We start from the raw sequence: 14,528 nt of genomic DNA, 5'->3' as shown, positions 1-14,528 counted from the left end.
CTTTGAACGACGACCGGTTGATCATCGAGGCCGCGCTGGGAGGGGCCGGCCTCGCCTATGCGTTCGAAAGGCAGGTGCTCGATAGCATCCAGTCCGGCGCGCTTGTGCGCGTCTTGGAAGACTGGTGCGAGCCGTTTTCCGGGTTCTTCCTTTACTATCCCAGCCGCAAGCTGATGCGGCCCGTGATGCGGGGGTTTATCAACGGCATTCGCTCTTCATGTCTCTGAGAGGGAACGGTAGAGGCTATGTCTTCGACTGCGGTCAGAAGGAGCACATAGCGGTTGTCGCAGATGTCCCGACATTTGCTCGACATGATAAGCTGACTTTTGCAGCGCTGCAAAAGTAGGATTTTTGCGACGAAGTTGGAGCTTGCCGCACCCTATACAATCTCCGACCCGTGAAAGACCCGCCGCGCTTGACCGTTGCGGGCTGCCCAGCTTTTCAGACGCAGACCGTTGAGCTTGATGAAGCCTTCGGCATCATGATGGTCGTATGTGCCCGATCCCTCTTCGAAGGTGACGAGATCCATCGAATAGAGCGATCCGGGCGAGGTGCGAGCGATCACATTTGCTGAGCCCTTGTAGAGCCTGAGCGTGACCTCGCCGCTGACATAGGTTTGGCTCTGATCGATCAAAGCTTGCAGCATTTCTCGCTCCGGGGAAAACCAAAAGCCGCTATAGATGAGTGCGGCGTAGCGTGGCATGAGCTCGTCCTTTAGATGAGCCGCCGCGCGATCAAGTGTGATCGATTCAATCCCACGATGAGCAGCAAGCAAGATCGTGCCGCCGGGCGTCTCATAGATCCCACGGGATTTCATGCCGAAGAACCGGTTCTCAACCAGATCAATCCTACCGATCCCATGCTTGCCGCCTAGGCTGTTCAGTTGTGTCAGAAGTGCAGCAGGCGTCAGGGTGATGCCATTCACGGAGATTGCATCACCTTTCTCAAAGCCGACGACGATGGTCTCAGGCTCGTTCGGAGCATGTAGGGGATCGACTGTTCGCTGATAGACATAGGGTGGTGCGATCTCGGACGGGTCCTCCAGGATCTTACCTTCCGTCGATGTATGCAGGAGGTTCGCATCGATGGAGAAAGGAGCTTCTCCGCGCTTGTCCTTCGGAATAGCGATCTGGTGCTTTTCGGCATACTCGATCAGCTGCGTGCGCGATTGAATATTCCACTCGCGCCAGGGAGCGATAATTTTGATCGACGGATTGAGTGCATTGGCTGCCAGTTCGAACCGAACCTGATCATTGCCCTTACCGGTGGCACCATGGGCGATAGCGTCGGCGCCAACCTCTCTCGCAATGTGAACGAGATGTTTGGCGATCAGCGGCCGCGCAATAGAAGAACCAAGCAGATATTGACCCTCATAGAGCGTATTGGCCCGAAACATCGGAAAGACGAAGTCACGAACGAATTCCTCACGAACGTCGACAATACGGATATCTTCGACTCCAAGCCTCTCGGCCTTTTCGCGCACTGGTTCCAGCTCCTCGCCCTGGCCGAGATCCGCCGTGAAGGTAACCACCTCGCAACGATACGTCTCCTGAAGCCACTTGAGAATGATGGAGGTGTCGAGACCTCCCGAGTAGGACAGCACGATCTTGTCGGTCTTTTTCATCATCACCCTCGCCTCCATATTGAATATGCAAAACGATAGGCCAATCCACACGCAATGAGATTGCAAAGAGTTCAAGAATGCCGGATAGTTTGGCATATTATGCCGTAGATTGATGAAGCGGAGCTATATTATGTCATTTTCTTTAGACGCGATAGATCGACGTATCCTGAAGGTACTTCAGCGGGATGGACGCATTTCCAACATCGACTTGGCGAAAGAAGTCGGGCTCTCTCCTTCGCCATGCTTACGCCGCGTTCGGCTTTTGGAAGAGGCGGGTATTATTGATCGCTACGTGGCCGTTCTTGATCCGGCCAAAGTGGGTGCAGGTCTGACGGTGTTTGCCCGCGTCTGGTTCAAAACGCAGGATGCACAGGTCACACTCCAATTTGCAGAAGCTGTCAGGCGCCTACCGGAAGTCATGGAATGCTACCTGACCACCGGAGAATGCGATGCCATCCTGCGGATCGTTACCGCCGACCTACATAGCTATTGGCGCTTTCAGGCCGACCACCTAACGCGTATCCCAAGCGTGCTGAACGTCAAAACGGACGTTCCAATGGAAACCCTAAAGCGAAGTTTCGAGTTGCCGCTGACACTCTAATATCGGTGCAGGAGGCATCGAGGAGATCGTTGCGTGCAGGGGGATGAAAATGAGGCGCAGCAAGCATTCGCGAAACTCCCGATTAAAGTTTCGATTTCGCGCCTGAGTTTTGCGACGTTGCAGAACGCGCATTTCTGCGACAAAACCTTCGGACTTTTTATTACATATTTCCGGCAGGGGCAAAGTCAGCATGATCATCGTTGTGGAAGGGATCAGCGCGGCTGGCAAGACGACCTGGTGCCGTCAACACGCCTCGCAAAACTTGATCAAGGAAAGCTACCCTGAAAAACGTCCAGACCGTCATGCGGACCCGATCGAGGCTGCCCGCCTTTGGACGGAATGGAATTCCAAGCGGTGGTCCGACGCTCTTGCGATGGAGCAGGCCACAGGTGTTGCCGTTTGCGACACAGATCCTCTGAAACTGCATTTCTCCTGGGCTCTGTGGCAGATCAGTGAGGCGCCCGAGGCCGAGTGGCTTGCCAACTTGGAGTTTGCCCGCGAAGCGATCCAAAATCGCCGACTGGGTTTTGCCGATCGCTACTTGTTCAAGAGAATAGACTCGCAGGTCGCGCAACAGCAGCGGGATCGCGACACCGCCAGGCCGAGGCCGAATTTCGACCTGCATCTTCAGTTGCACAGCTCCCTGACGCGATGGTACGTGACAATTGCGGAGGTAATGCCCGGGAAGCTGGTTTGGGATCTGCCGCAAACACTTCCACCAATCGAGATGACGGCAAGCCCCCATCGCTACGATCTAACGCTGTTCGACAGGTTCATCGGGCTGTTGCCTCGGGCCGAGCAGAGGCCTTAGGCCGTTTGCACGCCGGGTGCATTGCAGGACAATCTATATATGATAATGTCCTTTATCATATATAGATCAGGACCTTAGTGCGGATCGCTCGAGGGTGCTTCGCCTTGAAAGGACTCGAACCAGCATTCCATCTCTCCGAATTCAACACGCCTAGAGCGTTTCCCTGACTGATTGAATCGGATTGCTTTGCAAATCAGTCTCCTTCTGATTCAAACCATCTGCCGATGGAGGTCGGCAGATATGTCGAGAGCCCTTTCCGTTGATCTTCGCATACGTGTGCTCGCTGCCGTGAACGGCGGCGCATCGCATAGAGAGGCTGCCGAGCGTTTCGGCGTGAGCGCAGCCAGCGTGAGCCGTTGGCGTCACTTGCAAATCCAGCAGGGAAATGTTCGACCCGGTCCACTCGGCGGCGACCGCAATTCCCACAAGACAGAAGCGCATGCCGATCTGATCATGATCTGGCTCGTCGAGCACCGGGACGGCACCCTTTTCGAGCTTCGCAAAGCCTTGGGTGATCAAGGCATTTCCATCAGCAAGTCGGCGCTGCATCGCTTTCTTGTCCGGCATGAACAAACGCGCAAAAAAAGACTGGCCATGCGGTAGAGCAAAGCCGTCCGGACGTGCTGGAAAAGCGGCAATGCTGGTTCGAGGCGCAACTCGATCTCGATCCAGAGCGGCTCGTGTTCATCGACGAAACCTGGACCGCGACCAATATGGCTCGTACTCACGGGCGATGCCGCAAGGGCGAGCGGTTGCGGATGGGTTTCCCTCACGGTCATCGCAAGACGACCACATTGGTTGCGGGCCTCCGCAACACGGGAATGGTCGCGCCACTTGTCATAGACGGACCGATCAACGGTGAGTGGTTCGAGGCGTATGTGGCTCAGGTTCTGGTTCCGACATTGAAACCAGGGGACGTTGTCATCCTCGACAATCTGTCCAGCCACAAACGACCGGCAGCAAGGGAACTGATCGAGGCGGTCGGCGCGACAATGATGTTTCTTCCGCCCTACAGCCCGGACTTCAACCCAATTGAGAAGGCCTTCTCCAAGCTCAAGGCTCTCCTACGAAAAGCTGCGGAGAGAACCGTCACCGGACTATGGGATCGCATCGGCAAGCTGATTGATATGGTCGAACCGCAAGAAGCTCAGAACTACTTCAATTCCTGCGGATATGATCCAACATGATAGGGAAACGCTCTAAAAACACTGGAATATCAAGACGGAGCGACTCCCGTCGCAGCTGCGCCGCGTTCCGCTAAATGTCATTCATTCTCAGATCTAGAGATTGCCAACCCGAACGTTCACCGCGACGTATCATACAGCTAGTTGGCGACCAGACTGGCCTTCCTGATCCGCAATCGCCTTGAAGACCTCGAAGTCCATTGCGGCACGCGCCTCGAACGCTTCGCCAAACGGACGATCGAAACCGGCATTGTCGAGTTGCGAGGTCATTCCAGCCCAAGTCCGATTGCAGCGTCGTCCAGCGCAAGCAGCGACCACCCCGGTCCGGTCGTTTCGGCCTGGGGAGCTACAGTTTTTACTTATTAGAACAAGTAAGTGCTTTGGAGCATGACATCGAAATCGTAGGATACTGAATATTGATTTCATACCTTTGAGAGCGTCCATGGACAGTCAGGCACAACAGCCAAACCGGGAACATCACTTTTACGCTTCGACCGCCAAGTTCCTTTTCCACCATTCTCAGCACGGCATTGTGGCTGTTCGCGATCCGATAAAACTGACGGATGCGGAGCGATATGGTTTGACTCCCATTCTACTCTACGGCCTCACGGTCGCCGGTCTGCCGATCCGTTGGCTGACATTTTCCACCATAAGGCAACGCAGATCTTTGCGCGATGTGCTGCTGAAGGCGTGGAAAAACGCGGAGGGTTTGCGCGGCATGCCAGATATTCTCCGTGTGAATCGCTATCTGGCACAGGCCGATCCGTTGCTGGCGGCAGATCTTGCAAGGATCGGCGTGCGTCTTGAGGTGGCCGACGCCAAGGATAAGACAGTGCCTGCCTCGCTACGCTCAGCTCAGGATGCTTCTGGATGGCTATTGAAGAAACACGATCCGGTTGATCTGTCTCTGATAGCTTCTGTCGAAGGCCTCTGTCTCGATGCACATGACGACCACGATTGGAGAGCGAGCCGCGGACCTCTAGGGCTCAGCAACCGAAAACTCGAGGAGAAGATCGAGCAGTGGCTGGAATTGCCAATGCGACAACCGCCATCCGTGCCACTCGCAGACCTCGAATGGGAAGCGGGACCATGGCTGTCATCCTGGGAGACCTCTCTCCCACCCGATCAGCCGCGTTATTTTCGCCATGACGGTATGAGCGGACGAACCTGGCTGCTTCTGGGAGAGGATCCATCGGAAGACATCGATGATGATGACGAGATCGCGGTTTATGAAGAGCACGACAACACGGCGGAAGTCGCCAAGAACCTGGTAGCCTGCTGGCCCAATCCTCCGAAAGAGGTCGCGGCTGCGGCCGGGATTACTCTGCGGCAACTCCAATGGTTTACCTCGGAACGTGCCGGCCTCGACAGGTCAGCCCGCAACGACCTGGGGCGTCTGCTGGGTATCGAGTACGACGAGCGGATGGGCGGTTACACGCCTGCGGGGCCTTACGTCCTGATCGCAAGGAAAGCCCAGGCGATCGAAGCGATCTACCAGGAGATTTCCGGAGGTGGTGATGCTTGCCCTTGCGAACTTGTTCCGGCTCAGGGACAGGCCGACCCGAGCTGGAGGTACGTGTTGATTAATGCGCATAGCACACCCCCGACTCTCGTCATGGCCCCTCGTGGAGAAACAATTACGGAACGGCTTCCCGATCTGATGATGAACTACGAAGGCATCCGACCAGTGTCGCCGGCCTTTTACCGCGACGTGGTCACCACCTGCGCCCGGGCTTGCCAGACGCCCATTGCCAACGTTCGGGAGATGATTGAATTCGCGAAGCGGTATGAACGACACTGGAGCGATTGCGCATGGCTACCGGACTGAACTTTCTGGAAGCACGTGAGCTCTGATGTTTGATCACGTTCGAACATATCGACCTGGATTCTTTGCGCGCCTTCTTCCCCAGGGGAAATGGAAGGTGGTGCTGCGCTCGTCGTTGCCGGCGACGGTGCAAATCGATCTGAACGGCGCCCACAATCTTGCTTGCCTGGACGTGGTAGCCATTTCCGTCGGGAAGGCGTTGCTTTGGCATTCAGTCGAAGTCCGGTCTCGCAATCAGGTCTACAGCCTTTCCTGTCTTGGCGAAGAGGCAGCAATCCGGCTGGCCGCTGATCTCTATAGCTTCATCAACCGCCACCTCTTTCACCTGGTCGCCTCCAACCCCAAGCGTCTGAACGAAGTGGATGTGAAACTGCAAGGAATCGTTGAGGGTCAACGCCATTATCTCGCCCATGCCGACCTCGCGCGGGCGATTGCCGGTGTGGATGATGAAGCCGCCGCCGCACTTTCGCACCCTCTGTTCGATCCGGAATTGATGCCGGCCACCCTGAAAGCGGCGCTTCCCCGATCGCTCGCACTCATCACCGATCCGGATGTGCGCCACAGATATAATGACGCATTCGTTTTAACCGAGCTGTCGAGATATCGATCGTTCTTCGACGATCTGGATGGCCGATCATTGTCAGATCAGCAACGCGAGGCTTGCATTCGACTGGAGGACAACAATCTTCTCGTTGCCTCCGCCGGCTCAGGCAAGTCCGCCACCATGGTCGGCAAGGTCGCCTATGTCCTCGACAAGCAGCTCTGTCGCCCGGAAGAAATTCTCGTGCTCGCCTTCAACAAGAGCGCGGCCGACGAGCTGAAGGAGCGGATAGCGCGGCAGCTGGCGGTCGATCCCACAAATCTTGAATGCAAAGTGACCACGTTTCATGCGCTCGGTCGCGGAATTATCGAAGAGGTCGAAGGCTGCCCGCCTCAGCTTGCCGACTGGGTCGACCATCCGGCAGGCGAAGCGAAGGTCATCGAACAGATCATTAGTGAGCTTGTAAGTTCGGATCCGGAATTCGCGGGCCTGTGGGTCAATCTCCTCGTCCTTCATCCCAAGGCGGATATTCCGGCAGAGGTGTTCGATTCCAAGGCTGACTACGAACGCTACCTTTCAGCGCGCCGCCGGAACGGCAATGCGACTGTCGGCACGATGGCAGGCGTCCATGTAAAGTCGCTTCAGGAACAGACAATCGTCAACTGGCTCTGGCTGAACTCCGTTGAGTTCGAGTACGAACGCCAGATCCCGATCGAAGAGGATAACGGTGAGATCCGCTACGTGCATCCGGACTTCCATTATCCCGCCAGCAACACCATCCATGAGCATCTGGCCATCAATGCCGGCGGTTCCTCCCCGTTCGAAAACTATGTCACCCATGCCGAAAACAAGATGGCTGCCTACCGAAAGGCCGGGATGGACGTGTTTCAGACGACGTCGGCGCAAGCGGGCAATGGATTGCTGACCACAGCCCTCGAAGCCGAGATCACGAGACGAGGCATTCCGTTTGAACGAAAAAGCTACACGGCAATCGTCAAGGCTCTCGAGCCAGTTGTCATCAAACACTATCACAAGCTGATTGCGGTTTGCATCAAACACATCCGGGCCAGCCACCTGACTCTGGACATGCTGTTCAAGCGCGCCAAATCGCTTCACGATCGTCCCCGCGCCAGAGAATTTGCGGAGATCGTCTGGAAGATCACCGAAACCTATTCCCGGAAGCTGGAAGAAGATCACCGCATCGACTTCGACTCGATGATCGCCAATGCAACCCGGCTCGTGGAGACAGGACGGTATCAGAGCCCCTACTCCCTGATCCTTGTCGACGAGTTTCAGGATATTTCCGAGCCTCGCGCGAACCTGATCAAGGCGCTGAAACACCAGAAGCCGTTTACCAAGATCTTTGCCGTCGGCGACGACTGGCAGTCGATCTATCGCTTTGCCGGTTCGGACATAACCATCTTCACGCATTTCGACGCGAATTTCGGAGCAAGCTGGCAAGGTCGTCTGGAGCAGACGTACCGCTGCAACGAGCTGATCGCTGAGACAGCCGCAAACTTCGTGCAGCGCAATCCGATCCAGCTCAAGAAGTCGGTACGTTCGACGCGACCGGCCATCCCACGATCGATCCGGGTCATTCCGATCGAGGGTGGGGGCCACAAGCCAGATTTCGGGGATGCATGTCTCCGATTGCTGAAGCGCCTCGATACCTTCCTTGGCGGGATATCAACACAGTGGCGGAACGATGAACGCCAAAAGCTGAAAGTCATGGTGCTCTGGCGCTACAATCAGCTCGATCCGTTCAGAGGGGCGCCGCCAAAATTCGAGCATATCGAGGTTTCTGGCCAGTCGTTCCATCGCGCCAAGGGGGCTTGAGGCAGACTATACCGTCCTGCTCGATGTTAGTGAGGGCGATTACGGTGTGCCGAGCCGGATCGAGGACGATGAATTGCTCAATCTCGTCATGCCCCGCCCGGAGACATTTGAGTTTGCCGAAGAACGTCGCCTTTTCTACGTCGCATTGACCCGCGCGAGCCGTGGCGTGTTCCTGCTCACGAACAGCCGCGAGCCGTCCAGGTACATACGCGAACTCTCAGAAATTGCCGGCGACGATCTGCGTTTCGAGACCGTCGAAGGTGGTGCGCTAAATCAGTGTCCGACATGCCGTGTCGGTCAGTTAGTCGAAAGGAGTGGTCGCAACGATAGCCGATTTTGGGGATGCAACCAGTATCCGACCTGCAAACATACGCAGTCATCGGTCTAGATCAGGGCCCTTGCCTTTGGCGGCCAATGCTCCGCGACGACCGAGGTTCAAGCATGATGCGGACCCGATAGTGCATTCATCGATCAAGGATCGCTTCAATCCAAGGATGAGAAATCAACCCCAAACAGCGAGATTAAGTTGTGTATGGTTCGGGCCTACTGTCGACATTCCCATCTGTCGCGTAGATCTTGAAGTTCCGGCTTGGAACCCAAACTCGCAACGGCTTTTCATGAAACGTAGTTCGAAAGAAAGAGCTAACCGACGACCGCCATTGGAAGAGCGGTTTGATTTCGTTGGTGACGCAATTGATGCGGGACACAAAGGCAGTTTGCGAGCTTCGATTTACGATATTGAAGAACGGGCTTCAGGCGTTGAACGGACATTGAAGCTGTGGGAGAAGACCGGAAGTTCGGTCGATGATGATCTAAGGTCTCTGTGGCTCCATGAGATGCGCCAGGTGCAACGCCTGATGTCATATGCGGGTGCGCAAGAGGTCATTGTCGATCTCCTGGAATTCGTCGAAGACGACCGCTACTTCGGTATCGTGCTCGATCGTCTCGGCCACCCACTTTCCGAGAAGCGAAAGAAAGCGTCTCGGGGTCACTGGCTGCGCAATCTTCAAGGTTCCCAGCTGCGCTCGCTCTTTTGGCGAAACGTTCGCAGAATTGTACAAGCGCTGGCTATTGTCCATGCGCAAGGGTTGGTGCACGGTCGCGTATCTGCGGAGAACATCCTCACAGAAGGTGGTGAAAAACCGGATTTTCTTCTTACCGGCTTCGAATGGAGCCTCTGGCTGAACGCTCACCAGCCCGAGGCGATGAATGCTTCTGTGGGAGATAGGGCCCATGATATGCGCGCGGGGCCCTATTCTTTCGACGGAGACTGGCGGGCGCTCGGCCTCACGACCGCAAACTTTCTCAACGCAACGGTCAGGACGTCGGGCGAAGTCGTATCTGACAAAGCGGCCGAACCATTCATCGCGCTCGATATCTCGGAGCGATTACTGATCCGGCGCCTCGTGGCTCCAGGAAGAATGGATCAACTTGACCCGGCCGCAATTCTTGAAGCGATAGATGATATCGTAGCCACACTCGCCCAAACCGCGCAAAAGAGCGCCGGGGCATTCGTATTAACCTTCGAGCGCAGAGCGAACCTTGGAAACGCGATTTACGACATCACCAACGGCAACATCGCCATTGACGAACACCGATTGCAACTGGAATGGGTCCGCGCGGATCTCGAAGACGCCCCACGCCTGATCGTGGCGCGTGATTTCGATGGCGGGTCAGGCACGATGCGCATCGTCGGAAAATCCCAGGTCTACCGGATCAAGGCATCGACGCTTGAAGGCAACACAACCTGGAGCGTGGCGACCTGCTTCTCGGTTCAACACCGCGACGGTTCTTTTTCGATCGGTGACAGTCTCGACCATCAACTCTTGCAGCCGATCGTGGTGACGGGTGGGTCAAGGGATACGCAGGAGACGATTTCCAGGCTCGGTCCTGACATGATCGACTGGAGCGTGTTTGCCGGAAGGCCCTCTGACAAGGCGCCTGACACAGAGCTCGAAACCGTGACCAGCGCGCTGATACTACTTCAGACGTTGGAGGGTGTGGTGAAGGGCCTCGAAGTTTACCCGATTGAAATCCTCGATCAGGGTCGTCGACACGGGCGCCTAACGGTGCTGCTGCGAGCCGACCCACATAGCGATAGGGACAGGATAGCAAAGCGTATTGGGCTGTCCGAAGGCAATAAGTCCCTGAAACGCCTTTTTGAGGAAGAGCAACGGGAGTCCGAAGCAAAGTGGCTGATCAGCCAATCGGCAAGCTTGGGCGGCAGTGGAAACAGTGACGTTGCTGCAGCCTTCGTTGATGTTGGCGACCATAGGGGGCTGCGCTGCTACGAGTTTGAACTCGATGAGCCGCTGCCTGGCGAAGGCCCTTTTTTTCTACGGCCGGCACGCGATCTCGGGACCGAACACGCTATCGGGCGCCGGTTGCGGAACATCAAAGCACTGAGCACCCGTGTTGATCTAGCTGAAATGTTGGCAGACCCATGGCGGGTTCGCCGATCGGGCCGAGATATACTTTCGGAAGATGACCAATCGGATGAAGCATTCCTTGATCTCGACCAACCGAAGCGTAACGCACTGATCGCACTTTGGTCCACCCTCCCCTCTTTTTTTGTCGTCGGCCCTCCGGGGGTTGGAAAAACAAAGCTGGCTACCGAAATCGTCCGGAGGAAATTTGCTCGGGAGCAATCCACGCGCCTTCTGATTAGCGCTCAGGGCCATGATGCACTGGACCACCTGCAATCAAAAGTTCAAGAAACCTTAGACGCAGAAGGCATTCGTGACCTACTCGTCGTTCGCTCGACGACCACGTCTGAAAAACGCGGACCTGTCACGAAAGAAGACGTCCATGCCATGAGCGGTGACATTCTCAGGCGACTGAAGAAAAGCTCGCTGCGACAGAATCTGCCAATCTCGATGCAAACGCGCATTACCGATCTCTGCGACGCAAACGAACGTCCGGTGAATGAAAAACACCTGGTCGATCGCGAGCAAAGGTCCGGGATTGGCGCGCTGTCCAGCCTTATGCTGGATTCAGCCAACATCGTCATTTCAACGGCCAACTCCCCTGATATCGAAAGGCTGGTCGAAGACCGAGAGCAGTTTGATTGGGTCATCATCGAAGAGGCAGCAAAGGCAACTGGTCCCGAATTGATCGGTCCTTTGATGCTCTCGGGCCGTCGCCTGCTGATCGGCGATCATAACCAGCTTCCCCCTTTCGAAGCTGACCGTTTGGTGAAGATCCTCAAGGATCACGATCTTACCGCCGAGGCGCTTGCACTGGTTCCGACACTCGTTGGCCCGCTTCTGAGAGATGGCGAGATCGACGGCATCACGGAAATCACATCGGATCCTGCCCGACTTAGCTTTATAGCGCGCATCGCACTGCGACTGCTGCAGCCCTTCAGGACGTTCGTGAATGATGACGAAGACCGTTCAAGCACGAACGAAAATCACAGGGCCGTCTCATCGACCCTGACCGAGCAACGGCGAATGGACCCTGCGATAGCCTCTCTCGTGTCGAAGACGTTTTATCATGGAACTCTATTGACCGAACAGGGACGCCAGGCGAGAGCCGAGGCGGGCGAGAGTCCACTTGCCCAGCAAGCACCTCTACCGAAGTCCCCGATCGTGGTAATCGACTTTCCCCACGTAAGTGCGACGAAGCAGGCCCAAAGCATCGAGCGTGGCCGCCCTCGTTGGCACAATCCCTCTGAGGTCGATTCTGTCATGGATGCGTTGAGGCTTTTGCGAAGTGCGGATTCAAAGACCGCGCCGACGCTCGCTGTGCTCACGCCCTACAAAGCGCAGGTTGACAAGATAAGCAGCCGCCTCAAGCTGGAGATGAAAAGATCGTTGACCCACCTCGCTGAGTTCAGATCGGTGCGGACCGATGGTTCTTTCGTTGGCACGATCGATTCGTTCCAGGGCAATGAAGCGGATGTGGTCGTCCTTTCCCTCGTGAGAAATAATCCGCGCACGGGTAGTGGCGCGCTCGGGTTTCTCAGGGATCCACGCCGAATGAATGTCGCGATCAGCCGAGCGAAGTCTCAGCTCATCATCGTTGGGAGTACAAAATTTCTGGAAGAGGCAGTTGATGGCGTGAACCCCGACGATGATGAGCACGACCTCTCCTTTCTGACTTTGATGATGACAACTTTGCGGGACCTGGCGAAAAGCGAGCGGAACGGTATGCCTTTGGCCACTTTCATCAAGCCGGATCGATTGAAAGATTAAAGATGACAGTCCTCATCGCGATCCCGATCTTCCGCGTCGGATGCAAGGTAGAGATTGATCGTGGCCGCTCATGGAGCGTTGTCGAGGAGGCCCTTTTGTGGGCCGTCGCTCGGCAGGGCCGGACGATTGCCTGGCTAAAAGAGCAGGCTGACCTGCCCCATCAAATTGTCGTTGGAGCTCTGGCACGACTTATGCAGTTCCGGCTTGTGGAGGCGCTCGTTTCCGAAAATGGTGCGTCATTCAAGGCCAGCGCCTACGGACTAAGGATCGTTACCGGGGGCGATGCATTGCCATATTTTCCGAAACGGTTCTCCAAGCGAGTGGGATTTGTCATCGAATGGGCGACCGGCGAGTTTTTCCCGACGTCTCAGATCACCCTAATGTCACCCTATAAGCTGGATCAGGAAAGACGCGGTGGCGCAGAAATTCGGCAGTTAAATGTGAGCGGCGGTTTGCCCCCAATGTCGCATTCCGCCAACCTGAACCGGTTGGCAGATATAGCCACCCGAGGGTGGGACGAGCGGATTGCGTTGGTTGACGGGCGTACTGCAACATTGCACGATAATGAGTTCATGATCGTCAAAGTGATCGATGGCGCTCCCCGAGGGCTGCCGGACACCACCGGCCCCAAGCTGAAAGCGCTCGTGGACGAAGCCTGCGCCTTGCCTACAGGTACGAAAACGATGTCGGTTTCATATGCCGGACCGCGCGAGGAGGACGAAGCTCTGGCCGACGAGCATCCTTGCTCCTTCGATCATTCCGACATCATCATTGGCGGATCTCAACAACGGGAATGTTTCGAGGGGATTCTTCAACGGGCTCATAGAAGAGTAGTCATCCATTCGACCTTTCTGGACGCGAAGCGCTTCGAAGTTATGAGTGAGCCCATTCGGGCAGCATGTGTGAGAGGGGTGCGCTTCGACTTCCTGTGGGGTGCCGAACGGGATGATGACACAGAGCAGAAAAACTATCGCGCTGCCCTCACGATAGCGAAAATGATCCGCAACGACCGAGATTTACGCGGCCGGTGTACTATTCATTTACGCTCGACCGGATCGCATGCAAAGCTCATCCTTGCCGATACGCTTCACGATGGCTGGATTGGTGGCGTCAGTTCGTGCAACTGGCTTTCCTCCCCATTCCAGAGCGTTGAGCTGACAGCTTTGTTGCGCGACCAACACGCTGTAGCGGACGTGGCGGAAGCGTTGCGGCATCTCGTTGGAAGACGAGGATTATATGATGATCTGGCCACAGAGATGGCGATAACCGCAATCGATCTTAGACGGATGCCAAGCGGAAAGGGCATTGATCGCGTACGCGTGCTTATCGGTGAGGAGCATGACCGCTTTATGCGGGTCGCAAGCGGGGCGGCCAAACGACGATTTGTTGTCGGGAGCAACCGCCTCGGCACCACGGCCCGCCCTGGGGCGCTCATTCAAGGCGAAGTCGCTGCTTCCGCACATGTCCCGGCGACGGTTCTCTATTCCACGACGACAGGCCCCGTGAAGAATCGCCACGCCAGAGCGCTGGCGGAGCAATCGGCCGAGGCTGGAGTGAGGCTCGTGCGGACAAAGAAGATACCACTGCACGGTAAATTCGTCGCGGTCGACGACGACGAAATTGCTGTTACAAGCCTCAATTGGGCGTCGGCTTCTGCGGATCCAGATTTCCCCTGGGGTGAAATCGGCGTCCAAATCCGATCAGAAGGAATAGCGGCGGCCGTATGCAATCAGCTTGAAGGGATTTTCCCAATGTTAAAAGAGGGCGCTTCTGCGTCTACTGAGGCGGTGTCGGACTGACGCTGTATCGGAACGGCAGCACCGCCTCCTTTAGTGGCCGTCCGGGCAGATTGCCAAATAGCCTGGCACAGCCAGGTCGTTGCCTCTTGCGGCGATGCGCTGAAAAGAAGA

11 protein-coding genes are annotated in these 14,528 nt (G+C 56.1%); 9 read left to right on the top strand and 2 right to left on the bottom strand.

Annotated features, from left to right (window positions below):
• The coding region (locus tag DSM25558_RS14580; protein WP_244554202.1) for a LysR substrate-binding domain-containing protein at window positions 1-227 on the top strand (227 nt) is incomplete at its 5' end.
• A 152-nt stretch (window positions 228-379) separates the two neighbouring features.
• Here the strand turns inward: DSM25558_RS14580 and DSM25558_RS14575 are convergent.
• Window positions 380-1,624: an argininosuccinate synthase gene (locus tag DSM25558_RS14575; RefSeq protein WP_077105475.1), complete on the bottom strand. Its 1,245-nt coding sequence runs from the start codon at window positions 1,622-1,624 to the stop codon at window positions 380-382.
• A 130-nt stretch (window positions 1,625-1,754) separates the two neighbouring features.
• Between DSM25558_RS14575 and DSM25558_RS14570 the strand changes: the two genes are divergently transcribed.
• The 3 genes from DSM25558_RS14570 (at window position 1,755) to DSM25558_RS27755 (ending at window position 4,223) form a co-directional block, all read left to right on the top strand.
• Window positions 1,755-2,225, top strand: coding sequence for an Lrp/AsnC family transcriptional regulator (locus DSM25558_RS14570; RefSeq protein WP_077105466.1), 471 nt, complete (start codon window positions 1,755-1,757; stop codon window positions 2,223-2,225).
• 190 nt (window positions 2,226-2,415) lie between these two features.
• The gene (locus DSM25558_RS14565) at window positions 2,416-3,036 is read left to right on the top strand and encodes a hypothetical protein (RefSeq protein WP_077105465.1); all 621 of its coding nucleotides are present in this window, start codon (window positions 2,416-2,418) and stop codon (window positions 3,034-3,036) included.
• Window positions 3,037-3,276: 240 nt separating this feature from the next.
• A protein-coding gene (locus DSM25558_RS27755; protein ID WP_200800757.1) for an IS630 family transposase occupies window positions 3,277-4,223 on the top strand; the annotation gives its coding sequence in 2 pieces (ribosomal slippage) (window positions 3,277-3,616 and window positions 3,616-4,223; 948 coding nt in all).
• Window positions 4,224-4,352: 129 nt separating this feature from the next.
• On the opposite strand, the gene DSM25558_RS28855 is transcribed toward DSM25558_RS27755, so the two are convergent.
• Complete coding sequence (locus DSM25558_RS28855) at window positions 4,353-4,490, bottom strand: hypothetical protein (protein WP_159442502.1); 138 nt, start codon at window positions 4,488-4,490, stop codon at window positions 4,353-4,355.
• Window positions 4,491-4,662: 172 nt separating this feature from the next.
• On the opposite strand from DSM25558_RS28855, the gene DSM25558_RS29355 reads away from it, so the two are divergent.
• The 5 genes from DSM25558_RS29355 (at window position 4,663) to DSM25558_RS14535 (ending at window position 14,417) form a co-directional block, all read left to right on the top strand.
• Window positions 4,663-6,048, top strand: a complete 1,386-nt coding sequence (locus tag DSM25558_RS29355; RefSeq protein ID WP_077105463.1) for a hypothetical protein — start codon at window positions 4,663-4,665, stop codon at window positions 6,046-6,048.
• Between the two features lie 94 nt (window positions 6,049-6,142).
• Entirely contained in the window at window positions 6,143-8,422 is a 2,280-nt protein-coding gene (locus DSM25558_RS14545; protein ID WP_244554201.1) for a UvrD-helicase domain-containing protein, read from the top strand.
• Window positions 8,423-8,468: 46 nt separating this feature from the next.
• Window positions 8,469-8,810 carry a topoisomerase DNA-binding C4 zinc finger domain-containing protein gene (locus tag DSM25558_RS29350; RefSeq protein WP_244554200.1) on the top strand — a complete coding sequence of 114 codons (342 nt, stop codon included), beginning with the start codon at window positions 8,469-8,471 and terminating at the stop codon, window positions 8,808-8,810.
• Window positions 8,811-8,880: 70 nt separating this feature from the next.
• A complete protein-coding gene (locus DSM25558_RS14540) occupies window positions 8,881-12,618 on the top strand; it encodes an AAA domain-containing protein (protein ID WP_244554199.1) in 3,738 nt (1,245 codons plus the stop codon).
• A gap of 206 nt (window positions 12,619-12,824) precedes the next feature.
• Window positions 12,825-14,417, top strand: coding sequence for a phospholipase D-like domain-containing protein (locus DSM25558_RS14535; RefSeq protein ID WP_244554198.1), 1,593 nt, complete (start codon window positions 12,825-12,827; stop codon window positions 14,415-14,417).
• Window positions 14,418-14,528 lie beyond the last annotated feature (111 nt).

It is taken from the genome of Agrobacterium sp. DSM 25558 (assembly GCF_900100825.1).
In the GTDB taxonomy this organism is placed as follows: domain Bacteria; phylum Pseudomonadota; class Alphaproteobacteria; order Rhizobiales; family Rhizobiaceae; genus Agrobacterium.
The sequence above is the reverse complement of the archived record's forward strand: the minus strand, read 5'-3'. Positions and strand labels throughout refer to the sequence as shown.